The following is a 22,917-nucleotide window of genomic DNA, read 5'->3' on the forward strand; positions in this document are numbered from 1 at the left end:
TGCCCGGATTGATACATTCGCTATGCGCGCACGATGCGACGGCGATGAGGAGACGATGCTGCGCTTCACCCTTCTCGGCCCGGTCCAGATGGTCGTCGACGGCGCGCCCCTCACAGGCATCGCCCCACGTCACCGGGCTGTGCTGGCCTACCTTCTGCTCAATGCCGGCCGGGTGATCAGCGTCGAGCGGCTGATCGACGCGATGTGGGGCTACGACCGACCGGACACCGCCCGATCGCAAATCCATGCCTCGATCACCGTGATCCGCAAGGCGCTGCGTGGCGCGGGAGCCGTACACCTCCTTGAGACGCGTGCCGGCGGCTACGTCGCGCAGCCGGAGCCCGGGCAGGTCGACGCGCAGGAGTTCACCGAGCTGGTAGCCGCTGGCGAGCTGCGCGAAGCGCTGGATCTGTGGAGCGGCGAGGCGCTGGAGGACGTGCACGCGCATTACGTCACCGGCGTCCGGGAGCTCTGGACCGACCGGCGGCTGTCGGCGTACGAGCGCCTGGTGGAGGGCGAGCTCGCCGCCGGGCGACACGGCGACCTGCTCGACGAGCTCGCCGCCCAGGTGACCGCCAACCCGCTCCGCGAGAAGCTCAACGGCCATCTCGTCGTGGCCCTGCACCGGGCGGGACGGCAGGCCGACGCCCTGGCAGCGGCGCGTTCTTACCGTACGGCTCTCGCGGACGAACAGGGCCTCGACCCCGGACACGCCTTCACCGAGCTGGAGCGGGCGGTCCTGGCGGACGATCCGGCCTTGCGCCTGGCTGACGCGGCGCCAGTGGTTCCCGGGCCGCCGCGTCGCTCCACCTTCCTGCCCTACGACATCCCCGATTTCGCCGGACGCGCCGTCGAGCTGGAACAGCTGGGCGAGCACCACGGGTCGGCGGTCGTCACGATCGACGGCATGGCCGGGATCGGCAAGACCACGCTCGCCGTCCACGTGGCCCACCGGCTGGCCGCCCGCTATCCGGACGGCCGGCTCTTCCTCGACCTCCACGCCCACACGGCGGGCCGGGAGCCGATCGACGCCGCCGCCGCGCTGGAGGCCCTGCTCCGCCAGCTCGGGGTGCCCGCGGACCGCATCCCGGTCACGCTGGTCGAGCGGAGCGCCCTCTGGCGCGCCGAGCTGGCCGATCGCCGCGTGCTCGCCGTACTCGACAACGTCCTCGACGCCGAGCACGTACGTCCCCTACTGCCGGGTCACTCCGACACCCTCCTCCTGATCACCAGCAGGCGGCGGCTCATCGACCTGGACGGCGCCCACGCGCTGTCGGTCGACGTGCTGGGCGAGGAGGACTCGGCCCGGCTGTTCGAGCGCATTGTGGGCGAACGTGCTCACCACGAACCGGACGCCGTACGCGACGTGCTGCGCCTGTGCGGGTACCTGCCCCTCGCCATCCGGATCTCCGCCGCCCGTCTCCAGCACCGCCCGCGCTGGACCGTGTCCTATCTGGCGGGCCGGCTGCGTGACCATCGCCGGCTCCTGGACGGGGTGTCGGCGGCCTTCAGCCTCTCCTACGAGCAACTCCATGAGGGCGAGCAGCACATGTTCCGCCTGCTCGGGCTGGTGCCCGGGCGCGACATCGACGCCTGCGGCGCGGCCGCGCTGGCCGGGATCTCGGAGGACGAGGCGGAGGAGCTCCTCGAAGGCCTCCTCGACGCCCACATGCTCCTGCAGCTCGAACCGGGCAGATACACCTTCCACGACCTGCTCCGCGAGCACGCGCGCTCGATCGCCGAGGACGACGCCGCCGTCATGCGGCTGCTCGTCTACTACCTGCACCGCTCCCGCGCGGCGATGGACCGGCTCTTCCCGCACAGCGTCAGCCAGAGGGAGGGCGTCCCCCAGCCGGCCGCGCCGATCGCGCCCATCCGCGACGCCGCAGAGGCGATCGCCTGGCTCGACGCCGAGCGCTCCAACATCATCGCGACCGCCGTCCACGGACCGGAGATCTGCCTCGGCCTCCTGGCTCTGACGATGCGCCCCTACCTCGACCGGCAGGCGCACCACGACGACGCGCTCACGCTGCACACCCTGGCGCTCCAGCGCAGCCGCAAGCTCGGCGACCGCGAGGTCCAGGCGCGAGCGCTCACCGACCTGGCGTGGACCTACTGGCGGCGCGGCGAGTACGAGCGGGCAGAGGAGCACGCCCACCAGGCCCTCGACGGGTGCGAGAAGGACCACGAACGGGCTCGGGCACTCCTCACCCTGGGAAACGTGGCCCTGCGACGCCGCCAGGACACTCAGGCGGAGCAGTACCTCAAGCAGGCACTCGACCTCACCCGGATCGGCGCCGACGTCTGGGCCGAGGCCCACGTGCTCGGCCTTCTCGCCCTCGTCCTCGACCGGGCCGGCCGTCCGGAGGAGGCCCGGCGCCATCTCGACCTGGCGCTGGCGCTCCACCGCAAGGCGGGCAACCCTGCCGGAGAGGCGGTGACCCTCAACCACCTCGGCGTCGTCCTCCGGCACCAGGGCGAGCTCGCCCAGGCACGCACCCGCCACGAGCAGGCCGCGGCTCTCCACCGCGAGCTCGGCAACACCACCGACGAGGCGGCCGCGCTCAACGGCCTGGCCGAGGCCGCGGACGACCCGGCTCGGGCGGTCGAGGAGCATGCGGCCGCGCTCGCGCTCGCCGACCTGACGCGCAACCGGCCGGAGCAGGCGCGTGCTCACGACGGGCTGGCGCGCGCCCACCTCGCACTCGGGCACCCGGAGCAGGCATGTGAGCACGGGCGGCTGGCCCTCGGCCTCTACGGGGAGCTCGGTGTTCCTGAGGCCGAGGAGGTCCGTACGTTCCTTGAGCACGCCGAAGAGTCCGCAGGGCGCCCCTGGGGAACCGCGTCCGACACGGACCGGTCATCGTCGAACGGCTCGATGGGCTCGCGCGCCGTACCACTTCCGTGATCGGGCGGGCCCGTGGTAGATCAGTCAGAGTCCGTTGTCAGAACCCTCTCCCCCTTCCTACGGCACTCTGTCGCCCAAGAGCGCTCCGAGCGCGACCGGGCCGATGAGAACAGCCCACAGTCCGACAGCCCCTCTGACGTGATGAGGAGCCGCTTTGTCGTTGTACGAGTTATCCATCCTTTTCGGCCTTGCCTGGGAGGGCGTCGCTCCTCTGCTCCTCGGCGTCGGCCTGGTCGTCGCCGCTGTCGGCGTAACCGGCGCGCTCATCATCGTCCTGTACGCCGTGGCGGACGCTCTGGTGCGTCGGTTCGTCGGCCGGCGGGGACTGCAGCTCCGGGACGCTCACGAGGAGCAGGGCTTCGTCACTGAGTGGCTGAGGTAACGCCCGACCGCCTGCGACTTCGTCGCGTGCCCTCGGGCGAAAGCGGCCCGTGGTCGACGGCGGATGCGCGGTCGATACACACCCGAGCCACCACGGAAGAAGGCGGCCTTGACTGCGGGGCGACGTCAGGGCACGAGGAGGACGCGCCCGAGCTGGGAGCGGCCCTCCAGGATCCGGTGCGCCTCGGCCGCCTCGGTCAGCGGCAGGCGGGCGTGGAGCGCGGCGCGCAGCCTGCCCTCCACCGCGTACCGCGTGGCCTCCTCCACGTCCTCGCGCGCCTGTTTCGGGGCGGCAGCACGCAGGGCGAGCAGCGAGAATCCGGTGACGGACCCGAGCGCGAACAGGCTGGTCACGGGGATGTCGGTGGGCTCGCCGCTCGCCGCGCCGTACACGACGGCCCGGCCGAACGGGGCGAGCAGGTCGAGGCTGCGGCGCAGCACGCCTCCCCCGACGGAGTCCAGGACGACGTCGACGCCGCCCGGTGCGGCCTCGCGTACCCGCTCGGGCCAGTCCGCGGCGGAGTAGTCGACGGCGGCGTCCGCGCCCATCGCGCACACGAAGTCGAGCTTGGCGGGGGAGCCCGCGGTGGCGATCACCGTCGCGCCGGAGATCTTGGCAAGCTGCACGGCCAGGTGGCCGATGCCTCCTGACGCGGCGTGGACCAGCACGGTTTCGCCGGGCGCCGTCCGCGCGGCGCGCAGAGCGCCGAGCGCCACCGGCGCGGCCATCGGCAGGATGCTGGCGGTGGCGTCGTCGATCCCCTCCGGCACGTGCGCGAGCCACTCGGCGTCGGCCACGACCTGGTCGGCGAACGCGTCCTCCGCGAGCGCGGCGACTCGACGTCCCATGAGACCGGGCTCGACACCGGGGCCGATGGCCTCGACCGTGCCCACCACGTCACCGGTCAGCACGGCCGGCAGGTCCCGCCGATAGATGCCGCCGGCGTCCGGGCCGCGGCGGAACTTCACGTCGACGAAGTTCGCGCCGATCACCTCGACGCGGAGCCGTACCTGGCCGGAGCCGGGGATCGGGGGATCGGTCTCCTCCATGACGAGCACCTCGGGGCCGCCGTACGCGTGATAGCGGATTCGGCGCATGATGTCCTCCTGGGTTCCGAATAAACTGGACCGATGGTCAAGTTAGGCGCAGAGCGTACTTGACCGACGGTCCACTTGTCTATGTGGAAGAGGTCCTCATGGGTGGGGAGCGTCATGACTGAGGGGCGGCGCGAACGCGCCGACGCGGCGCGGAACCGGGAGGCGATCCTGCGGGCGACCGAGGAACTGCTGGCCCGGTACCGGCCCGAGCAGGTCTCCATGGAGCGGGTCGCCGCCGCGGCCGGGGTCGGCAAGGGCACCGTGTTCCACCGCTTCGGCAGCCGGATGGGGCTGATGGTCGCACTGATGCGAGAACGGGCGTACGCGCTGGACGAGGCCGTCACGAAAGGGCCGCCGCCACTGGGACCCGGAGCCCCGCCGGAGGAACGGCTCATGGCCTTCCTGGACGCGGTCGCCGAACTCGTCGGCCGCAACAAGGGGCTGCTCGCCGCGCTCGGCCACGCCGCCACGGCTTCCTCCAAAAGCTCCTCCAGCAAGGAGCGGAGTGACGACTGCGCGGAGGGGTCGCCGGACGACAGCCCCGTCTACCGGTTCTGGCACGGCCATGCCAGCGGGCTGATCGCCGAGCGGCGACCGGACCTGGACGCGGAGTTGCTGGCCCACATCCTGCTCGGCAGCCTGCAGAGCGAACCGGTCCTGCGGCTGCTGGAGCGCGGAGAGTCGGCACGGCTGGCCGCCTCGCTGCGCGTCATGGCCGTCGGGATGCTCGCGGCCCCTGAGCGGCGGTCCCCCCGCGAGGCGGACGGAAACTGACGACCGCCGCACCGTTCGGTCTGGGACGACTGCCACAATTCGTCGATCATTTTCGGTCTCCGCGACCACACACGGACGCGGAGAAGGACCCAGAATCCAAGGGTCCGCACTACGAGAGGGTTGACTCAGATGCAGCAACGACGCCTGCGGGACTTCGGGCATGTGGTCGGTCGTCTGGAACCGGGGCCGCTCAACGCCATCACCGACGTGGCGGGGATCCTCGTGGGACAGACCACCCTCGTTGACGAGACCTTGGGTGTCTACTCCGGCGTCACCGCCATCGTGCCGACCTCTTTGACGTCCGGCCAGGCTCGTACCGTCTCCGCCGGGCTGCACGTCGGCAACGGCTATGGGAAGTTCGTGGGTGCCACTCAGGTCATGGAGCTCGGCGAGGTGGAGACGCCCATCCTGCTGACCTCCACCCTGTCCACGTTCCGGGTCGCCGACAGCCTGCTGAGCTGGCTCATCGACCGCAGCCGCGAGCCGATCGTCTCGGTCAACCCGGTGGTCGGCGAGGTCAACAACGGCTGGCTCTCGACGGGAGACCCGCGCCCGGTCACCGCCGAGCACGTCTATGCCGCCCTTGACGGGGCGTCCGACGGGCCGGTGGCGATGGGCAACGTCGGCGGTGGCACGGGTGCCTGCGCGCTCGGCTTCAAGGCGGGCATCGGTACGGCGTCACGCCGGGTGTCCCTACGCGACCGCGAGGCGACGGTAGGCGTGCTGGTCCAGGCGAACATGGGCGGAGACCTGCGGCTGCTGGGCCGCACGATCACTCCGGAGAGCCTGGATCTGAGGCGAGCGGGACCTTCCGGTGAGCGCGGCTCCTGCGTCGTCGTGGTCGCCCTCGACGTTCCGTGCAGTGCCCTGCAACTGTCCCGGATCGCGGCGAGGGGCGTCTTCGCCCTGGGCAGGGTCGGCGCCTCGTACAGCCACGGCAGCGGCGACTACGGGCTGGCCTTCTCCGCCGAGCCCTCCGACGCCCCCAGGACGCTGAGCCCGGTCGAGCTCGACGCCGTCTTCGCCGCCGTCCTGGACTCGGTGGAGGAAGCGGTCGTCGATGGGCTGCTGGCCGCGCGAACCGTCCGTGCGCCGAACGGCCGCGAAGCCGTCGCCCTCCCGCACGAGGTCCTCCACGCCTGAGTCACCTGGGCGTCCTCGACGGCACAGGGCCGCCTGCCACTGCCGACGCACCCCTCGCTCCGACCAGGAGTACCTGCCGTCATCGTGATTCGACGGCAGGTACGGGGTTCGTCCAGCGACCGAGTCACCTGGTCCTGCTGTGGTGTTCCTCCACCAGCTTCAAGTACTCGGATTCGGAGTCGGCGAACTTCGTGACGCCCTTCTTCGGGTCGGTCACCACGAAGTACAGCCAGCGGCCGGCGGCCGGGTTCAGGGCAGCCCTGATGGCGTCCTCACCTGGGTTGCAGATGGGACCGGGCGGCAGTCCGAGGCGCGCATAGGTGTTGTACGGCGACCGGCTCCTGAGATCCTCGTTCGAAGCCCTGATGCCGAACGTGTTCAGGCCGTACAGGACCGTGCTGTCCAGCTGCAGTCTCATCTCAGGCGTGCGGTTCAGCCGGTTGTAGACAACCCGCGCGACCTTGGGCATGTCGCGCTTGTCGTGCGACTCGGCCTGCACGATGCTGGCGATGGTCATGATCTCCAGTGGTGTACGGCCGAGACGCCTGGCGCCTTCCACCAAGTCGGTGTCCTCGGCGGCGCGGCCGAAGCGCGTCACCATCGCGGCGAGGATCTCCTCCGGGCTCGACGTGGGCGAGACGTCGTAGGTGCCCGGGAAGGCGAACCCTTCCAGCGCGCCCTTGGCGTAGGAGGGAAGGCCGAGCGCCCTACCGTCCTTGGCGGCCCGCTGGAACTCCTCCAGCGGCTTGCCGGTGGCGGCGGACAGATCCGTCAAGACACTGGAGAGCCGCAGCCCTTCGTTCACCGTGATCCGGTTCTCCGCGCGCGTCTCGCCGGAGCCCTGCCCGGTGAGAACCTCGGGAGCCGCCGTCCCGGAGGACAAGCTCTGGACCGTGAGCGTGGATCCGACCGCCAGCACGGTGACGGCTGCCGCCGCCGCCAGCGCGAGGCTGCGGCGACGGGATCGGCTCCCGTTGACGGGGAGGAACCGGCCAGGCGGGGGTGGCTGCTCCTCATGGGCCATGTCGGAAAGAGTCTCGCGCAGCAGATCCTCGATGTTCATCCGAACTCCCTCACGGTGCTCAGTTCGGGCGCCGCCTTCTTCAGACGCTCCAACGACCGGTAAATCTGGCTACGGACCGACCCCACCCTGAGGCCGAGCAGCCGGGCGATCTCGGTCTCGGACAGGTCTTCGAAGTAGCGGAGCACGAGCATGGTCCGCTGCCGGGGCGTCAGCCGGGCGAGAGCCGTACGCATCATCAGGCGAAGATCCACCATCTCGGCGTGCCCCCCGCTGATCTGGTCGGGCAGCCATCCGGTGGACACTTCCACGACGCGGGAACGGCGCCGCCACCGGCTCACCTGCTCGTGGTACATGACACGGCGGACGTAACCCTCGATGGACGCGGGATCGCGCAGGCTGCGCCACTTCGCGGCCGTCTTCGCCAGCGCCGACTGCACCAGGTCCTCGGCGGTGTGCCGGTCACCGGTCAGCAAGTACGCGGTACGGAACAGCGCCCCCGATCGATCGATGACGAACTCCCGGAAGTCCGCCTCAAATCCTGGATCCACCTGTCCTCCTCGCAGTTTCACCAAGCAAGGACGTGGACCGCGCGCGGATCTATGCCGACATCGCCGAACCGATCCGAATCAGAGCCGGGTGCCACCGGCCTGCGTCTTGGACGGTCGATTCCCTGAACCACCCGTCGACGCGGATGCCAGTGCGGCTTCCATAGGGAGAACGCCTGCCGTACGGCCCGCTTCGCTGGGCCTTCGCACCGGTCCTCGCTCTCCTCCGCTCCGCTCCCTCAACCCCGGTGAACGTTTGCGAACGGCGCATTAGAGACAGGAGCCGGGAACGGTGAGGTCGGCCATCCGTCCTTCGACGATGCGTTGCAGCAGTGTGCGGAACTGTTCCTGCTCGGCGGGTGTGAGATCGGCGAGGAGGTCGTCTTCCACCTTGATGACTGTCCGACACGAGCGGGTCAGGGCGCGGCGCCCGGCGTCGGTGATGGTGACGATGCGGGCGCGGCGGTCGTCGGGGGCGGGGTGCCGTTCGATCAGTTTCTGCTGTTCGAGGTGGTCGAGAACGGGAATCAGGGTGCTCTTGTCGAGGCCCGCCTTGTGGGCGATGGCAAGTTGGGTGGGTGCGCCCTCTGCGATGGCGGTGAGGACGGCGTGTCCGCGCACGCTCAGGCCCAGTTCCGCCAGGTGCTGCTCCTGGATCTGCTTGGAGACGTGGGCGGTGATCGCCAACAGCGAGATGAGGTTCTCGCGCAGCGGACGCACCTTCATCGTGTGTTCCCTCGGCCAATAAAGGTTGAGTTCAGATTTTCTGAATCTAGACTACCTCGGCGCGCGGGCGTGCGATGCGGGGTTTCGATGCAGCGGTCGCGTGCGGCGGCCAGTCCCATGTAGAGGGTGAACTGGCCGGCCCGTTGCGCAGGAGCGCTGCCGCTCTGCCGCGTTCGGTCCGCGGTTGTAGCTGCCGGCCCCTGTCGGCTCGGCGGGCCCGCCCCACATGTGATCGCGGGCGGGCCGACGGCGTGGTCGGTCAGAGGAAGAACTCGGTGAGTAGCTGGACGACGGCCTCGGGCTGTTCCTCCGCCAGGTAGTGGCCGCTGTCCTTGATCTTCACCACTCGCACGTCGGTGCCCTTGTCCGGCAGCACCGAGGCCAGGTAGGCGTAATTACTGCGGTCACCGCCGAGCGCCAGGATCGGGGTGGTCAACGGCCCATAGCCCTTCTCGTCCTCGATGTCCTGCATGAACGCCTGATACCAGGCGTTGCCGGCCCGGATCGCCTCCGGAGAGGAGTAGGCCTCGGCGTACAGGTCACGGTCCAGCTCGCCGATCGACCCGGGGTCGAGAAGCAGGTAGTCGAAGAGGGCATCGATCCAGTCACGCTCACGCCCGGCCAGCAGCCTTTCGGGCAGTTCGCGGACCTGGTTGAGGGCGAACCACCACAGGTAGGTCCGGGATCCGGCGGTGAAGTCGCCGTCAACATGCTGGTCGGGCTGCGGCAGCAGCGTCAGCCCGTACATGGTCTCGTCGGGGTGGTGGACGTCCAGCAGGGCGATCTTCTTGACGGCCTGCGGGTGGTTGGCCGCCATCGCCTGGGCGACCATGGCGCCGATGTCGTGGCCGGCGACGTACACCCTGTCGTGGCCGAGGTGCCGCACCAGTCCGTAGATGTCCTGGGCCATGGTCTTCTTGTCGTAACCGTTCGCGGGCGTGTCCGAGCCGCCCATGCCGCGAAGGTCGACGGCGATTACCCGGTAACGGCGTGCGAGCATCGGCATGACCTTGTTGAACTGCCACCAGGTCTGTGGCCAGCCACCCAGCAACACCAGTGGGTCACCCTGCCCCCCTTCCACATAGTGCAAACGGACCCCGTTGACCTCAGCGAGACGGCTGGAGAAGTCGCCCTCCAGGGAGTCGGCCAGGTCCACGTTGGACAGTGCTACCGCCATGACTACTCCTCAATATGTTCTGAGATGAGACCATCTGAAGTGAGACAGTATGGAGAAATCCTACTCGCGTCAAATAATCTGAAATGAGAACGTCTGGGAGTCGTGCGCCAACGGCGAATCGGGATGAGCCCCTATCGCCGTTCGGGAGTCAGGGGGCAGTGCAGCGTACGCGGGTTGCCCACCATGCAGGGCGATTCAGAGCAGGCCGGGTTTGTACGCGAACACCCAGCGGTTGCTCGCGAGGGCGTCGTCCGGCTCGGGGAGTGGACCGCGACCGTGGTGGCGGGCGAAGTCGAAGGGGGTGGCGACGGCGGTGGACCAGCCCCGCGCCTTCAGCGAGGCGACGGAGTCGGGGCGCGGCTCCCCGTCGAACAGGGCGAGCAGGTCGACGCCGATCTGCTGCCGGGTCGCGGTGTAAACAGGACTGGCGCGCACCTCCGGAGACTCCGCCCCGAGCTTGACCTCGAAAGCCAGCGCGCTGCCGTCGGCGCTCAGGCGGTCCACGGTGTCGATGAGCCGCCGCTCCGCGGCCGACGGGAGATAGAGCAGCAGGCCCTCGGCCAGCCAGGCGGTTGGCGCGACCGGGTCGAAGCCCGCGCTCACCAGCGATTCGGCCCAATCCCCGCGCTCGGCGCCCAGCCGATCGGCGAGGTGCATACCCATTGGGGGTCATCGGAGGCCTGCCGGGAATGGTGCCTGGTCGGCGTTGAATGTGGCCGTTGTGGGCGGCCAGGACGATGCGGTCCTCCCTGCGCAGGATCCACTCGACGGTGTCCGCGATCGCGGCGTCGCGGTTGCACATCGCTGCCTGCTGGTCGCCGCGGACCATGGCGCGGGCGACGCTGTCGAGCGTGACAGTGATACGCAGCGAACGGAGCGCACGTTCGTAGGCATCGACGGTGGTCTGCCGAATGTAGCCCAGGCGCCGGCTGGTCATACGCGCGGCGAGATCGGCAAGGCCCGCCGTGAGCGCGTCTTTGGTCTCGACTGCGAGCGCGCCATAGGCGGCGATGGCCGCAGGCGCGGAGAACGCGGACGGTTCCGGGGAGGCGGCGGCAGCGCACCCACACCACTGCCGACCTGTGCGCGCGGCTGCCTGATGTCCCGAAAACCACCGTGTACCGGCACGTCAGCCTCCTGGCCGAGGCGGGAGTGCTGGAGGTCGCGGGCGAACAGCGCGTGCGCGGCGCCGTCGAACGCCACTACCGGCTACGCCGGGAACAGACGAGGATCGACGCCGACGCGGCCGCCTCGATGTCCCTGGACGACCACCGCCGAGGGTTCACCGCGGCCATGGCCGCGGTGCACGCCGAGTTCAGCGCCTACCTGGACCGGGACGGAGCCGACCCGACCGCCGACCTGGTGGGCTACCGGCAGGGCGTGCTCTGGCTCAGTCACGACGAACTCGCGGAGATGATGGACGACATGCGCGAGGTGCTCGCGGCCAGGTGGGGCAACAAGCCCGCGCCTGGTCGCACCCCTCCACCTGGCCAGCGCGATCGTGTTTCCCGCCGAGGACCGGCAGGAAGGCCGCGACCCGGCGTCCCCCCGCTACTGAGGCACGGCACCTCAGCCTCCTGTGATCCCGGATGGAAGGGTCGGCCGGGAGCGGGCAATCACTGGTGTCCAGACGTTCCCGGCGAGAGTGACCCTGCATGACCACGTTCCTCGACGGAGCGGTCGCCGATCCTGAGCGATTCTCCGCCCTCTTCGACGCCCACTATGAGGAGATACGCCGCTATATCGGCCGGCGCCTCGACCTCGACATCGCCGAGGACCTCGCCGCCGAGACCTTCCTGATCGCCTTCCGCCGACGTGACAGCTTCGACGCCGCCAAAGGCGGCATCAGGCCCTGGCTGTACGGCATCGCCACCAACCTCATCGGCAGCCACCGGCGTGCCGAACTGCGACGCTACCGGGCGCTGGCCAGATCGGAGCCATCCGATGCCGACGACAGCCATGACCAGCGTGTGGTGGATCGGGTCACGGCGCGGGTGACCGTACAGAAGCTCTCGGCCGCGCTGGCCGGACTGTCGCGCGGTGAGCGCGACGTGGTGCTGCTCGTCGCGTACGGCGAGCTGACCTACGACGAGGTGGCCGCAGCGCTTGGTATCGCGTACGGCACCGTCGCCTCCCGGCTGAGCCGGGCCAGGACCAAACTACGTGATGCGTTGGGAGTTGAGGTGTGATGAAGGAGTTCCAGCTCATCGACGAGGTGATGCCGCAGGTGCCGCCCGCCGACTACGCCACGATGATGGCTGCCCGCGCCCGGATGCTGGGCGGCGCGCGACGGCAGCGCCGGCGGGTCTGGCCGAAGGTGGTGCTCGCGGCAGCGGCGGTCAGCATGGTGATCACCGGCGGCTTCGTGGCGGCGCCCCTGGTGGGCGGGTCCGACGGGTCCGGTATCCAGACGGCCGCGGTGCCGCCGGACGCGGTGCTCGCCGCGGCGGCGGACCGGCTGGCCGCACAACCCCCGGGTACCGGTGCTTGGTGGCGGCGGGACATGACGCAGGTGGAGTGGACCAGAACCCCGGCCTATACCGTCGAGCGCCGGCGCAGGGATGTGCTTTGGTTGAGCCGAGAGCATGGGGCGCGGACGCAGCAAGCGCAAATCTCCGCCAAACCACGCACGCCCGCCGATGAACAGGCGTGGAGGAACGCGGGCTCGCCCGATCTGTGCGACCGCTGCGAGATGGTCGGCGGGTACTTCACCCCGCTCAAGCTGACGGTGAGTCCCGCGATGGAGCTGCCTGCCGAACCGCAAGCGCTCAAGGCCAAGCTGCTGAGCGTCTACGTCCCCCAAAACGACAAGGACATCCCGGAGGCGATCTGGGGCGCCAGCCTAAAGGACACCCCGGAGACGTGGATCTGGGGCGCCAGCCCATGGCTCCTCCTCAACGCCGAGACCACCCCGGCCACCAGGGCGGCGCTCTACCGGGTCCTCGCCGGCCTGCCAGGCGTACGTGTAGAGGACAACGTCATCGACATCGACGGCCGCACCGGGATCGCACTGACATACGGCAAGGCGCCCACCCGCGAGCAGATCATCATCGACCGGGACAGCGGCGAACTCCTCGCCATCCAGAAGGAGCTGTCTGGCACCGGCGCGACATTCGCGGCATACGTGGTCAAGCGGCTGGGCTGGACCGACGACCCCGCACCCGCGCAGAGTTCATTCTCATAGCCGCCCCGCCAGTTCGGCACGTGTGCACGCCGGCCCAGGAGACGTGTCCGGTGGGCGAAATCGGGATGGAGGAAAGCCCGACTTCGGAACCACATGCTCTACGGACGACGTACCCCAACCGAAGGAACCGTTCCGCACGACAACGTCCGGCAGGCCACTCGGCACGAGCCACTGGAAGCCGAACGGAGAACATGGATGACGCAGCGGTCCGCCGGAGCTTGCGCCAGGACGGCCGGACCGCTGCGCCCGGCGTTCTAGTCGGTGAGCAGGATGTCGTCCAGGCACAGCGTGTACGGCGCGTCCGCACCGCCCAACTGGAACAACACCTGGGCCTCCCGGTCCGAGGTCTTGGCGGTGTTCTGGTAGGCGTAGGTCCTGGACCCGGTGCCGACCTCGGGGTAGCCGTCCACGATCGCAGTGTGCGTCTCACCGCTGCCCTGGACCACCGACCTGATCTTCACCGTCCGCGTCGCCGGCGCCTTGAAGCTCAGCCGGTACGTCTTCCCGGCCGCCACGGCGATGCCGCTCTGCCCGACCATCGCGGCCCACACGTTGTCACCCCCCCGTGGGGACCTGGGCGCATAACCGCCCGCCCGTCACGTTGATCGGGGTGTTCTTGGAGGCCCACCAGCCCTTGACCCCGTTGTCCAGCGAGCCGTTGACCACGACGTCGCCGGCGGGCGCAGCGGCGTACGCGGGAGTCGCCGCCGCGGCCATTGCCACGAAGGCACCGACGGCGATGAGACGCATCGAAAGAGGATTAGGCCAGGGCGTCACCATCAGGACAGAGCCATTTCGTAGTCGCGTAGTTGGGCCAACCTGCTGCAGGCGGCCATCTCAGCCTGCACCGCACTGATCCCCGGCGGCCCGGCCCACCGCGTCACCACCGAGCGCGCCCACGGACGGATCAACCGGTGGAGCACCTGGGTAACCGACGCCGCCGGCGTGGAGGGCCTGCGCAGGACGATTCAGCGGTCGGCGGGTTTGTACGCGAACACCCAGCGGTTGCTCGCCAGGGCGTCGTCCGGCTCGGGGAGTGGACCACGACCGAGGTGGCGGGCGAAGTCGAAGGGGGTGGCGACGGCGGTGGACCAGCCCCGCGCCTTCAGCGAGGCGACGGAGTCGGGGCGCGGCTCCCCGTCGAACAGGGCGAGCAGGTCGACGCCGATCTGCTGCCGGGTCGCGGCGTAGACGGGGCTGGCGCGGACCTCCGGGGACTCCGTCCCGAGCTTGACCTCGAAGGCCATCGAGCTGCCGTCGGCGCTCAGGCGGTCCACGGTGTCGATGAGCCGCCGCTCGGCGGCCGAGGGGAGATAGAGCAACAGGCCCTCGGCCAGCCAGGCGGCCGGCGCGGCCGGGTCGAAGCCCGCGCTCACCAACGAGGCGACCCAGTCCCCGCTCAAATCGACCGCGATCGGACGGCGCGTGGCCGTCGGGACGGCGGCGAGGCCGTCGAGCACGTCGTGTTTGAACGCCAGGACGCCGTCGCGGTCGATCTCGTAGACGGTGTGGTCCGGTGACCAGCCGAGCCGGAACGCCCGCGTGTCGAGGCCCGCGCCGAGCAGAACGACCTGCCGGACGCCCGCGTGGGCCGGGCGGACGAGGAAGTCGTCGAAAACCCGGGTACGCAGCCCGAAGTACCGTCCCAGCCTGCCCCACAACGGGTTCGCGTCGCCGTCCGGCACCTCCGCCGGGCGGACCGGCCAGGCCGCGGACGCCTCGGCCGCGCGGACGAAGTGCTCGGCGTAGGTGTCGCGGGCCAGGGCGTCGGGCCGGTGGGTCTCGATCGCCCGCGCGGCGGCGACCATGAGGGCGGTCAGGCCGACGCCGTCTTCGACACCGGTGTGCTGCGCGGCCGGCACGCGTCCTCCTCGACGCAGAAGTCGTTCTGCAGGTCTACGACGACCAGCGCCATGCTCTCCACGGATGTCACGGCTCCGTCACCAGGATCCGCTGCCCCTCCGGCTCCAGCACGTCGAGCAGCGCGTCCACCACGGCGGTGGTCGAGTGGCGTCCCCCGAGGTCCGGGGTGCCGATGCCGCGACCGCGGAGTGTTTCGAGACCGCGCTCCACCATCCGCACCGCCCCGGCGCAGCCCCCGTGCCGCTCGGCGATCGTCGCCGCCGCCCGTACGGTCGCCACCGGGTTGACCGCGTCCTTCCCCTCCAGGTCGTCGGCCGAGCCGTGCACGGTCTGGTACTCGACCAGACCGGCCACCTCGAAGTGCAGGTAGACGTTCTCGGTGCAGCGGTTCTCCTGGCGCTCGGCACCGAAGCGGTCCAGCAGGACCACGTGCATGATGTCGGCCCATTCGTTGCCCGCGATGATCAACGTGCGGGGGCGCGGACCGCGCTCGATCAGGTTGCGGTTCACCGTGTCCGGCTGGGACAGGCGGATCTCGACGCCGTGCCGCGCGGCACTCTCGGCCACCCACTCGTCCAGAGCGCCGTCGAGCAGGTGGAACTTGTAGGCCATGATGATCTCGTCGATTTCGCCGTCCGGCCACTCCTGTCGGGCGCGCCGTACCGCGAAGGCGATGACCTTCTCGGTGATCTCCCGGCTGAACGCCATCGTGCGGATGAGCGCACCGGGAACGTGGGTGTTCTCACCGGTGTAGAAGCCCTGGGCCTCGTCGCGGACCAGCAGCAGCGACGCGTCCGGGGCGGTGATGACGTCGGCCTTCACCGCCTGCAGGCGTCGGCGCACGAGGTACAGCGACTGGGCGTTGATCGCCGTGCGGAATATGGCCGGGACGCCGAGAGCGGCCTGCGCGCGGCAGAACTCGGCGTAGTGGTCGGCGTCCTCTCGCGTGAGCTCGCGGATCCGCTCGACCGCCGCATCGGCCTTCACCGACGAATACGAGTGATAGACCCTTTCCGACCGCGTGATGCCGATGCCGACCGAATACACGTCGGTGATCCGGCCCAATACGCGCTCGAAGACGGCCGCGAGTTCTGGGCCGGTTCCCCCGCCGACGGCGAGTCCGATGACTGGTTCCACCTGTGCTCCTTTGTCGAAGGCCGATGCGTCGGGGCGGCGGCCGCGATCAGCCCCGGACCGCGACCAGATGGTCGCCCGGGATTCCCGCCTTCTCCGGGCTGTAGTAGTCCTTGATGCCCGCGGCCCAGACCGAGACCTCGATCTGGTCGTCGTCGGACGGCTGGAACGCGTCGAAGAGCGCCTCGATGTTCGCCCGCTCGAAGCCGATGGCCGTCATGAGCGCCACGAAGAGGCCCCGCTCGATGAGGCCGTCGCCGTTCGGGTCGCCCAGTGCGGCCAGCGCCTCGGCGAAGTCGGTGAGCGCCGTGTCGAAACGCTCCGGGGAGAGCACACACGCGGTGTACTCCTCGAACGTGATCCGGCCGTCGTGGTTGGCGTCGAGTTCGGCGGCCAGGGTTGTCCAGTAGCGCCGGAAAGCGGCGAGCATGGCCGCCTTGGCCGCTTCGCCGGAGTCGGGGGACGCGGCCACCACGCGGGTGGCCATGAGCTCGAAGTCCTCGGCTTCGAGACTGCCGGTGCCGTCGGCGTCGAGCAGGGTGAAGATGAGCTTTACTCGATCGAGAGCCGCCTGCCGCATCTCTTGTCGCCTTTCTTTGGTCGCCAGCAGAAGTGACTCCTCCGCTCCTTGAAGGGAGCGGCTTCTCGCTTTCCTCGGCCGAGGTAGGCGACGGACAAGCCCCTGCCCGTTTCGAACAACAGAACCACATCGAGGAAGCGATTCCCCTGCCGGATGAACCCGGCAGGGGAATCGCCAGATCTGATGGAACCCGCAATCGGGATTCCGACTGGAAAATACCATGCCAAAAAATTACCCGCGCGTTCCTAGCGCGATTCCCCTTTACATCCCAAAATGCCACCAATACCGGCGAACAGAACAGATGCCATAAAGTCTGAAATATCTCGTCGATTCGCATCCCAGCTTCAGCCGAGCGCCACCCCGAGGGCGATGCGAAATGCGGCAAAATTCGCGATTCTGTGGATTTATATCCCGACCTCGTGAGCACCGGCCGGCCCCATGCGCGTCCGGACGCGAGCAGCCGGACGTCCAGATCCCGCGACGTACGCAGTCAGCGGGAGGGCCACCTTCCTGTGGCGGGTCAGGCGCCCGCGGTCCAGGCGGCCCGGAGGGCGTGGATCTCGTCGGGAGTGCTCTCCCTGGCGATGTAGGGGATGTCCAGCGCGTACCGGCTGTGCGGAAGCTGGTCGCGGACGACAGTGGCGTCCTTGAGGATCTGGCCGTACAGCGCGGCGCCGTCCATGCAGAACACGTCGATGAGAACGACGCGGCCGTCCAGGGCGCGCCGGACGTTGCCGGTGTTCAGGTCGACGCCGTCCCACCAGGGGACCGTCTCCCGCCGTTCGGCGTCGATCTCGGTCGCGGTGCGCCGCACCTCGGCCAGGGCCGCGTCGCCGCCACCGTCCCGCCACTGCCGTACGACCTCGGCCGCCGTGTCCAGCGGGGCGAGGAACTCCAGCACGACCAGCGTCCCTCCTCCGTCGAGCGCGGCCTCGACGGCGACCCGGGGCAGGTACGGGTTACCCGGGCAGCGGCGGCACAGCTCCAGGAAGGCCGCGTACGCGGGGTCGAACGGGCAGACCCGCGCGGCGAGGTGCCCGCCGGGAGAGCGCAGTCCCACGGCCCAGTCTCCGACGCCGCACGGGGTCCAGCCAAGCAGCACCAGCTCGGCCAGCGCCTGCCGGTGGGAGAGCTCCGCCCAGGGGCGGTCGCGCAGCGGCGTCAGGTCGTCGTGATCGGCCGTCATGCCCGCACCCTAAACGATCAGTTCGTACGGCCCGGCCTCACTTCGCGGTGTGGTGGCAGACTAGGCGCACCGAGTCGCCTGGAGGGTTTCGCGTAGATGCGCACCGCTTCGTTCCCGGAGGGTTTCGTCTGGGGAGTGTCCACGTCCGCGTTCCAGATCGAGGGCGCCACCGACCAGGACGGCCGGGGCCCGTCCATCTGGGACACCTTCGCGGGCGGGGCGTACGGCGACCCGGCCTGCGATCACTACCACCGCTACGCCGAAGACGTCCGACTCATGCAGGATCTGGGCATCGCCGCCTACCGGTTCTCGGTGAGCTGGTCGCGGGTGCTTCCGGAGGGGCGCGGCCGGGTCAACGACCCGGGGCTCGACTTCTACGACAGGCTCGTGGACGAGTTGCTGCGGGCGGGCATCGCCCCGTACGCCACCCTGTACCACTGGGACCTGCCCCAGGCGCTCCAAGACGTCGGAGGGTGGACCTCGCGCGACACGGCCCATCACTTCGCCGACTACGCCCGTGTCGTATACGACCGGATCGGCGACCGCGTGGACACCTGGTTCACGTTCAACGAGCCGCAGGTGGCCGCCTTCCTCGGGCACGCCTCGGGCGTGCACGCCCCGGGCCGGCGGTCGGCGGCGGACGCCTTCGTCGGCGCCCACCACATGCTGCTCGCGCACGGGCTGGGCCTGGAGGCGCTGCGCGCGCAGGGCGCCGCCAGGGCCGGCGTCGTGGTGAACCTCTCGCCCGTCCTCACTCCCGCGCAGCTCGCTGACGTGTCCCTCGACCTTCCGGAGGAGGACGCCGAGGCGGTGGCGCGGATCGACACCCTGCACAATCGGCAGTTCCTGGAGCCGGTGCTGCGCGGCCGTTACCCTGCCGACCTGCTGCCCCTGGTCGAGAAGGTCGCGGGGCTCGACCACATCCACGACGGCGACCTCGACGCCATCGGCGGGCCCATCGACCTGCTGGGCGTCAACTACTACACGCCCATCGTGGTGCGGGCCCAGCCCGGTGCTCCGGCGGAGCCGGCCTTCCCGGGCAGCGAGGGCGTCCTCTTCTGCAGCGTTCCCACGGCCGTCACCGCGATGGGCTGGCCCATCATGCCGAGCGGTCTTTCCCTGGTCCTGCGGCGCCTGTCGGAGGAGTACCCCGAGACCGACGTGATGATCACGGAGAACGGCGCCGACTTCGTCGACGTCGTGGCCGGCGACGGCGTCCACGACATCGACCGGATGAGCTTCCTGGAGGAGCACCTGCGCGCCCTGCGCGCCTCGCTCGACGAGGGCGCGCGGGTTCGCGGCTACCTGCTCTGGTCACTGCTCGACTGCGTCGAGTGGACGGACGGCTACCGGCGCAAGTTCGGCATCGTCCACGTCGACTTCACCACCCAGCGGCGGCTGCTCAAGGACAGCGCCCTGTGGTACCGCGACGTCATCAAGCGCAACGGCCTCGGCGCGGAGCGGCCGAGACGGCCCACGCTGGAGACCGTCGCCGCCCGTGCGGGCGTCTCCCGGGCCACGGTCTCGCGGGTCGTCAACGGCGAGGCGTCGGTCAGCCCCGAGGCGCGCGCCGCCGTGTTACGCGCGGTCCAGGAGCTGGGCTACGTGCCCAACGCCGCCGCCAGGAGCCTCGTCACCCAGCGGACCGACTCGGTCGCGCTCGTCCTGTCCATCCCCCGGAACGGCGGCGACGCGCTGATCTCCGCCGTCGTCCAGTACGTCACCGGCGTCCTGGAGGGGGCGGGCAAGCAGATCACGCTGATGCTCGCCGACACGGCCGAGAGCCATCGGCGCATCATCAGGCACGTGGAGGCGGGGCAGGTGGACGGGGTCGTCCTCGTCCCTCCGGACGGTCCCGACCCGCTGGCCGAGCGCCTCGCGCGTACCGGTGTGCCGATCGTGCTGCTCGGCCGGCCCGCCATCGCCTCCCTCGTGCCGTACGTGGACGTGGACAACGCGGGCGGCGCGAAAGCCGCGACCCGGCATCTCCTCGACCGGGGACGTCGCCGGATCGGCGTGATCTGCGGGCCGATGGAGCTCGTCGCCGTGCAGGACCGCCTCGCCGGGCACCTGGCGGCGCTCCACGAGGACGGGCTGCGGCCGGCGATCGCGCTCGCCGGTCCGGACAGGCAGTCGGGCGTCGCGGCGGCCCGCGAGCTCCTCTCCGGCCATCCCGACCTGAACGCCGTGTTCGCCACCTCCGACGAGCTCGCGATCGGCGCGCTGGAGGCGGCGCGCGAGGCGGGGCTGCGGGTGCCCCAGGACCTGGCGATCGTGGGCTTCGACGACGTCCACGCCGCCTCCTGCACGACCCCGCCGCTCACCACCGTCCGGGTGCCCACCGCGGACCAGGCGCTGGCCCTGGCCCGCCTGCTCCTGTCCCGCCTCGACGGCCGGCACACCACCTCCGTCGTGCTCCCCACTCGTCTGGTGGTCCGCGCCACGACGTGACCCACGCCTGCGCGCAGGCATCTCAGGGGCAGCTGAGAGTGCCGTCGTTCCGCACCGCGTTGCCGATCCTCTGGCCGGTCTTGGGGTCGGCACACCAGGCCATGCCGGTGGACGCGTTGACCTGGCGTCGGCTGAAGTCGCCGTTGCCGTCGCATTGCGGCCGGTACGCGCCGACGACAGGGTGTTCGTAGGAGGCCGCGAGCTGGGTCAGGCAGGTGCCGCATGACGGCCGGCCCCGCCCCGGTGCCACTTCTGTTCCCTCGATCTTCGCTCCGGTCACCGGGTTCACGCACCAGCTGTATCCGGTGGAACCGTGGTGCTGGATCACCTCGTAATAGCCCTTGCCGGTGCATTGCGGGGTGTACGTCCCAGGAAGGGCGGCAGTCGCCGCCAGTTCGGCGGCGCACGGCCCTGTTTCTCTCACTGACGCCGAGGCGTGGGCCGTAGGGGTGGTGAGCAGCAGAGCCGCCGCCGCGGCCGCGAGGGCGAACACGCGTCCCTGGATGACCATTGCGCTCCTTCTGCGATGACGGAGGACTGGACCCGGCCATCTTCGGCGGCGAGCCGGCCACGCGGCGGCGCTTCCGCGGCCTGGAGCCCCGACCCGCTTCCACCGGCGGCTCTTGACCATCTCCTAACGGCGTGTGATAGTCCTAATCGTGTTAGGAGAACCGACTCGCGATAGAAGAGCCGAACGACATGAGCGGACCAAGGCCGAGATCCTGGACGCCGCCTGGGATGTCGCTCGCGCCGACGGCCTGGCCGGGCTGACGCTGCGGGACGTGGCGCGCAAGGTGGGGATGCGCCCGCCGTCGGTGTACTCCTACTTCGCGTCCAAGCACGCCATCTATGACGCCATGTACGCCCAGGGCTGCCGGGAGTTCCTCGGGCGGGTGTCGCGGCTCGACCTCACCGGCGACGCTTTGACCGATCTGCGGGCCGGTGCCCGGATGTTCCTCGACTTCTGCGTCGAAGACCCGGCTCGCTACCAGCTGATGTTCCAGCGCACGATTCCCGGGTTCGAGCCGTCCACCGAGTCGTACGCCCTGGCGGTCGAGGGACTCGAGTCGCTCCGGGCGGAGCTGGTGAAGATCGGCATCACCGCCCCCGACGCGCTGGACATGCTCACCGCGCTCACCACCGGCCTGGCCGACCAGCAGATCTCCAACGACCCGGGTGGCGATCGCTGGCTCAAGCTGCTCGACGAGGCCATGGAGATGTTCCTCGCTCACATGAACACCCGTACGCGAAGGAAGGTCCGCTGATGCCCGACAGCGCGACGATGATCGAGTCGGTGCCGTTACTCGATCGCACACAGGCCGCCTCGCTGGCGGCGGCCGAGAACGAGCGTTTCGTCGACCTGGTCCGATCGCTGGACACCGGTGACTGGACCAGGCAGACCGACTGCCCGGCCTGGGACGTGCGCGCGATGGTCGCGCACGTTCTGGGCGCGATGGAGTCGATCGTCTCCCCGCGCGAGTTGGTTCACCAGCTCCGGGCGGGCGGCCGGGCGGCGGGCGGCCGTCCGCTCGTCGACGGCATGACCGAGGTGCAGGTCGCCGAACGCGCCCATCTGAGCACGTCCCTGCTGGTCGAACGGCTCGTCGCCACGGCGCCGCGTGCGGCCCGGGCCCGGCGCAGGCTGCCGGCGCCGCTGCGCCGGTTGCCGTTCAAGTCGGACGTCGCAGGAGTGACCGAGACCTGGCCGCTGGGCTACCTGTACGACGTCATCTACACCCGCGACACATGGATGCACCGCGTCGACATCGCCCGGGCGACGGGCCGCCCTCTGGTGCTCACGCCGGACCATGACGGCCGCATCGTGGCGGACGTGGCGGCCGAGTGGGCGCGGCGTCACGGCCGGCCGTTCCGGCTCCACCTGCACGGCCCCGCGGGAGGCCTTTTCATCGGCGACGGCGACGGCGAGGAGATCACCCTGGACGCCGTCGAGTTCTGCCGGATCCTCTCCGGCCGGGGCGAAGGAACCGGGCTGCTCACCCAGCCCGTGCCCTTCTGACACCGAGACACCGGACGGAGACCGGGATGCGAACGGATTCCCCCCAGGCGGACACGCGGATCATGGCGATCGTGCACGCCGCGCTTCGCCGCGACCTGGACCGGACGCGTGCGGAGCTGGCCGCGCAGCCGTACCCGCGCGGTCGGCAGCGGCGCGCGCTCGGCGAGCACGCGGTGTGGATGATGGAGTTTCTGCACGACCACCACACCGGTGAGGACGAGGGGCTCTGGCCCCTGGTACGCGAACGCGACCCGGCCGCGGGCCCGCTGCTCGACTCGCTGGAGGCCGAGCACCGCCGGATCGGCCCGGCGATCGCCGCGTTCACGGCCGCCGGGCGACGGTACGCGGCCACGACCGGCGACGACGCGCGCGTCGAGCTGGCAGAGGCGCTGGACGCGCTGACGGCCGTGCTGGTGCCGCATCTGGAACGCGAGGTGGACGAGGCCATGCCAGTGGTGTCGGCGAGCGTCACCCGGGCCGAGTGGCACGCGTGGGACCAGGCGTACAACGTCAAACCGAAGTCCTTCGTCCAGCTCGGGATGGTGGGGCACTGGCTGCTCGACGGCATCGACGCGGAGGGCTATCAGGTCGTCGTCCGCGAGGTCCCGGCGGTGCCGCGGTTCCTCCTGCTGCACGGGTTCGCCCGCCCGTATCGACGCAGGGCCGCCGCGCGATGGCGCCCGGAGGTCGGGACACCGTGATCCGCGTCCTCGGCAGTCGTCCCGG

General features: G+C 70.2%; 24 protein-coding genes and 1 pseudogene. 11 read left to right on the top strand and 14 right to left on the bottom strand.

Annotated elements, in window-relative coordinates; genetic code table 11:
• Positions 1–22 precede the first annotated feature (22 nt).
• A complete protein-coding gene (locus tag AWQ68_RS13450; protein WP_066939965.1) occupies positions 23–2,908 on the top strand; it encodes an AfsR/SARP family transcriptional regulator in 2,886 nt (961 codons plus the stop codon).
• Positions 2,909–3,068: 160 nt separating this feature from the next.
• Positions 3,069–3,290, top strand: a complete 222-nt coding sequence (locus AWQ68_RS13455; RefSeq protein WP_157545268.1) for a hypothetical protein — start codon at positions 3,069–3,071, stop codon at positions 3,288–3,290.
• Between the two features lie 125 nt (positions 3,291–3,415).
• Here AWQ68_RS13455 and AWQ68_RS13460 read toward each other — a convergent pair whose 3' ends face one another.
• Positions 3,416–4,387 (bottom strand): quinone oxidoreductase family protein, encoded by a 972-nt coding sequence (locus AWQ68_RS13460; protein ID WP_066939971.1) that lies wholly within the window; start codon positions 4,385–4,387, stop codon positions 3,416–3,418.
• A gap of 114 nt (positions 4,388–4,501) precedes the next feature.
• Here AWQ68_RS13460 and AWQ68_RS13465 point away from each other — a divergent pair, with 114 nt between their 5' ends.
• Both AWQ68_RS13465 and AWQ68_RS13470 read left to right on the top strand, forming a co-directional pair.
• A complete protein-coding gene (locus AWQ68_RS13465; RefSeq protein WP_066939974.1) occupies positions 4,502–5,161 on the top strand; it encodes a TetR/AcrR family transcriptional regulator in 660 nt (219 codons plus the stop codon).
• Positions 5,162–5,290: 129 nt separating this feature from the next.
• The gene (locus AWQ68_RS13470; RefSeq protein WP_066939978.1) at positions 5,291–6,304 is read left to right on the top strand and encodes a P1 family peptidase; all 1,014 of its coding nucleotides are present in this window, start codon (positions 5,291–5,293) and stop codon (positions 6,302–6,304) included.
• A 124-nt stretch (positions 6,305–6,428) separates the two neighbouring features.
• Here the strand turns inward: AWQ68_RS13470 and mltG are convergent, their stop codons facing one another.
• The 6 genes and pseudogenes from mltG to AWQ68_RS46165 all read right to left on the bottom strand — a co-directional run.
• Positions 6,429–7,367, bottom strand: coding sequence for an endolytic transglycosylase MltG (gene mltG, locus AWQ68_RS13475; protein WP_066939981.1), 939 nt, complete (start codon positions 7,365–7,367; stop codon positions 6,429–6,431).
• Positions 7,364–7,876, bottom strand: a complete 513-nt coding sequence (locus AWQ68_RS13480) for a SigE family RNA polymerase sigma factor (RefSeq protein WP_066939984.1) — start codon at positions 7,874–7,876, stop codon at positions 7,364–7,366. Before AWQ68_RS13480 ends, mltG begins: the two co-directional genes overlap by 4 nt.
• A gap of 267 nt (positions 7,877–8,143) precedes the next feature.
• On the bottom strand, positions 8,144–8,599 hold the full coding sequence (locus AWQ68_RS13485; protein ID WP_066939987.1) for a MarR family winged helix-turn-helix transcriptional regulator: 456 nt from the start codon (positions 8,597–8,599) through the stop codon (positions 8,144–8,146).
• 259 nt (positions 8,600–8,858) lie between these two features.
• Complete coding sequence (locus AWQ68_RS13490; RefSeq protein WP_066939990.1) at positions 8,859–9,776, bottom strand: alpha/beta fold hydrolase; 918 nt, start codon at positions 9,774–9,776, stop codon at positions 8,859–8,861.
• Positions 9,777–9,971: 195 nt separating this feature from the next.
• Positions 9,972–10,439: a class I SAM-dependent methyltransferase gene (locus tag AWQ68_RS13495; protein WP_084463948.1), complete on the bottom strand. Its 468-nt coding sequence runs from the start codon at positions 10,437–10,439 to the stop codon at positions 9,972–9,974.
• Positions 10,440–10,470: 31 nt separating this feature from the next.
• Positions 10,471–10,815, bottom strand: a pseudogene (locus tag AWQ68_RS46165) (erythromycin esterase family protein); the annotation flags it as partial.
• A 77-nt stretch (positions 10,816–10,892) separates the two neighbouring features.
• Between AWQ68_RS46165 and AWQ68_RS13500 the strand changes: the two are divergent.
• From AWQ68_RS13500 to AWQ68_RS13510, 3 genes are read left to right on the top strand one after another with little or no spacing between them, the layout of a single operon-like run.
• The gene (locus AWQ68_RS13500) at positions 10,893–11,435 is read left to right on the top strand and encodes a hypothetical protein (protein ID WP_066939994.1); all 543 of its coding nucleotides are present in this window, start codon (positions 10,893–10,895) and stop codon (positions 11,433–11,435) included.
• Complete coding sequence (locus tag AWQ68_RS13505) at positions 11,432–11,965, top strand: RNA polymerase sigma factor (RefSeq protein WP_066939997.1); 534 nt, start codon at positions 11,432–11,434, stop codon at positions 11,963–11,965. The genes AWQ68_RS13500 and AWQ68_RS13505 overlap by 4 nt, the downstream gene beginning before the upstream one ends.
• On the top strand, positions 11,965–12,960 hold the full coding sequence (locus AWQ68_RS13510) for a CU044_5270 family protein (protein ID WP_066940001.1): 996 nt from the start codon (positions 11,965–11,967) through the stop codon (positions 12,958–12,960). The genes AWQ68_RS13505 and AWQ68_RS13510 overlap by 1 nt, the downstream gene beginning before the upstream one ends.
• A 254-nt stretch (positions 12,961–13,214) precedes the next feature.
• Here the strand turns inward: AWQ68_RS13510 and AWQ68_RS13515 are convergent, their stop codons facing one another.
• The 6 genes from AWQ68_RS13515 to AWQ68_RS13540 all read right to left on the bottom strand — a co-directional run bounded on the left by AWQ68_RS13515 (position 13,215) and on the right by AWQ68_RS13540 (position 17,723).
• A complete protein-coding gene (locus tag AWQ68_RS13515) occupies positions 13,215–13,511 on the bottom strand; it encodes a hypothetical protein (RefSeq protein ID WP_157545270.1) in 297 nt (98 codons plus the stop codon).
• A 4-nt stretch (positions 13,512–13,515) separates the two neighbouring features.
• The gene (locus tag AWQ68_RS13520) at positions 13,516–13,710 is read right to left on the bottom strand and encodes a hypothetical protein (RefSeq protein WP_066940007.1); all 195 of its coding nucleotides are present in this window, start codon (positions 13,708–13,710) and stop codon (positions 13,516–13,518) included.
• A gap of 218 nt (positions 13,711–13,928) precedes the next feature.
• The gene (locus tag AWQ68_RS13525) at positions 13,929–14,822 is read right to left on the bottom strand and encodes an SAM-dependent methyltransferase (protein ID WP_066940010.1); all 894 of its coding nucleotides are present in this window, start codon (positions 14,820–14,822) and stop codon (positions 13,929–13,931) included.
• A gap of 67 nt (positions 14,823–14,889) precedes the next feature.
• Entirely contained in the window at positions 14,890–15,960 is a 1,071-nt protein-coding gene (locus AWQ68_RS13530) for an isocitrate/isopropylmalate family dehydrogenase (protein WP_066940013.1), read from the bottom strand.
• Between the two features lie 46 nt (positions 15,961–16,006).
• Positions 16,007–16,537 carry an EF-hand domain-containing protein gene (locus AWQ68_RS13535; RefSeq protein WP_066940016.1) on the bottom strand — a complete coding sequence of 177 codons (531 nt, stop codon included), beginning with the start codon at positions 16,535–16,537 and terminating at the stop codon, positions 16,007–16,009.
• Positions 16,538–17,057: 520 nt separating this feature from the next.
• Positions 17,058–17,723 carry a hypothetical protein gene (locus tag AWQ68_RS13540; protein ID WP_066940018.1) on the bottom strand — a complete coding sequence of 222 codons (666 nt, stop codon included), beginning with the start codon at positions 17,721–17,723 and terminating at the stop codon, positions 17,058–17,060.
• Positions 17,724–17,819: 96 nt separating this feature from the next.
• On the opposite strand from AWQ68_RS13540, the gene AWQ68_RS45955 reads away from it, so the two are divergent.
• Positions 17,820–20,174, top strand: coding sequence for a GH1 family beta-glucosidase (locus tag AWQ68_RS45955; protein ID WP_066940021.1), 2,355 nt, complete (start codon positions 17,820–17,822; stop codon positions 20,172–20,174).
• Positions 20,175–20,196: 22 nt separating this feature from the next.
• Here the strand turns inward: AWQ68_RS45955 and AWQ68_RS13550 are convergent, their stop codons facing one another.
• Positions 20,197–20,685, bottom strand: a complete 489-nt coding sequence (locus AWQ68_RS13550; RefSeq protein ID WP_066940024.1) for a thyroglobulin type-1 repeat-containing protein — start codon at positions 20,683–20,685, stop codon at positions 20,197–20,199.
• 148 nt (positions 20,686–20,833) lie between these two features.
• Here AWQ68_RS13550 and AWQ68_RS13555 point away from each other — a divergent pair, with 148 nt between their 5' ends.
• From AWQ68_RS13555 to AWQ68_RS13565, 3 genes are read left to right on the top strand one after another with little or no spacing between them, the layout of a single operon-like run.
• Positions 20,834–21,439 (top strand): TetR/AcrR family transcriptional regulator, encoded by a 606-nt coding sequence (locus AWQ68_RS13555; RefSeq protein ID WP_084463950.1) that lies wholly within the window; start codon positions 20,834–20,836, stop codon positions 21,437–21,439.
• The gene (locus AWQ68_RS13560) at positions 21,439–22,191 is read left to right on the top strand and encodes a maleylpyruvate isomerase family mycothiol-dependent enzyme (protein WP_066940027.1); all 753 of its coding nucleotides are present in this window, start codon (positions 21,439–21,441) and stop codon (positions 22,189–22,191) included. The genes AWQ68_RS13555 and AWQ68_RS13560 overlap by 1 nt, the downstream gene beginning before the upstream one ends.
• A gap of 26 nt (positions 22,192–22,217) precedes the next feature.
• Positions 22,218–22,892, top strand: coding sequence for a hemerythrin domain-containing protein (locus tag AWQ68_RS13565; protein ID WP_084463951.1), 675 nt, complete (start codon positions 22,218–22,220; stop codon positions 22,890–22,892).
• Positions 22,893–22,917 lie beyond the last annotated feature (25 nt).

The organism is Microtetraspora fusca (assembly GCF_001570365.1).
Classification (GTDB): domain Bacteria; phylum Actinomycetota; class Actinomycetes; order Streptosporangiales; family Streptosporangiaceae; genus Microtetraspora; species Microtetraspora fusca.

Excerpts from the sequence above, each read along its gene's own strand:
- AWQ68_RS13450 (WP_066939965.1), top strand. The coding sequence starts at position 23 with ATGCGCGCACGATGCGACGGCGATGAGGAGACGATGCTGCGCTTCACC.
- AWQ68_RS13460 (WP_066939971.1), bottom strand. The coding sequence starts at position 4,387 with ATGCGCCGAATCCGCTATCACGCGTACGGCGGCCCCGAGGTGCTCGTC.
- AWQ68_RS13465 (WP_066939974.1), top strand. The coding sequence starts at position 4,502 with ATGACTGAGGGGCGGCGCGAACGCGCCGACGCGGCGCGGAACCGGGAG.
- AWQ68_RS13470 (WP_066939978.1), top strand. The coding sequence starts at position 5,291 with ATGCAGCAACGACGCCTGCGGGACTTCGGGCATGTGGTCGGTCGTCTG.
- mltG (WP_066939981.1), bottom strand. The coding sequence starts at position 7,367 with ATGAACATCGAGGATCTGCTGCGCGAGACTCTTTCCGACATGGCCCAT.
- AWQ68_RS13485 (WP_066939987.1), bottom strand. The coding sequence starts at position 8,599 with ATGAAGGTGCGTCCGCTGCGCGAGAACCTCATCTCGCTGTTGGCGATC.
- AWQ68_RS13490 (WP_066939990.1), bottom strand. The coding sequence starts at position 9,776 with ATGGCGGTAGCACTGTCCAACGTGGACCTGGCCGACTCCCTGGAGGGC.
- AWQ68_RS13495 (WP_084463948.1), bottom strand. The coding sequence starts at position 10,439 with ATGGGTATGCACCTCGCCGATCGGCTGGGCGCCGAGCGCGGGGATTGG.
- AWQ68_RS13505 (WP_066939997.1), top strand. The coding sequence starts at position 11,432 with ATGACCACGTTCCTCGACGGAGCGGTCGCCGATCCTGAGCGATTCTCC.
- AWQ68_RS13510 (WP_066940001.1), top strand. The coding sequence starts at position 11,965 with ATGAAGGAGTTCCAGCTCATCGACGAGGTGATGCCGCAGGTGCCGCCC.
- AWQ68_RS13520 (WP_066940007.1), bottom strand. The coding sequence starts at position 13,710 with ATGCGTCTCATCGCCGTCGGTGCCTTCGTGGCAATGGCCGCGGCGGCG.
- AWQ68_RS13535 (WP_066940016.1), bottom strand. The coding sequence starts at position 16,537 with ATGCGGCAGGCGGCTCTCGATCGAGTAAAGCTCATCTTCACCCTGCTC.
- AWQ68_RS13540 (WP_066940018.1), bottom strand. The coding sequence starts at position 17,723 with ATGACGGCCGATCACGACGACCTGACGCCGCTGCGCGACCGCCCCTGG.
- AWQ68_RS45955 (WP_066940021.1), top strand. The coding sequence starts at position 17,820 with ATGCGCACCGCTTCGTTCCCGGAGGGTTTCGTCTGGGGAGTGTCCACG.
- AWQ68_RS13550 (WP_066940024.1), bottom strand. The coding sequence starts at position 20,685 with ATGGTCATCCAGGGACGCGTGTTCGCCCTCGCGGCCGCGGCGGCGGCT.
- AWQ68_RS13560 (WP_066940027.1), top strand. The coding sequence starts at position 21,439 with ATGCCCGACAGCGCGACGATGATCGAGTCGGTGCCGTTACTCGATCGC.
- AWQ68_RS13565 (WP_084463951.1), top strand. The coding sequence starts at position 22,218 with ATGCGAACGGATTCCCCCCAGGCGGACACGCGGATCATGGCGATCGTG.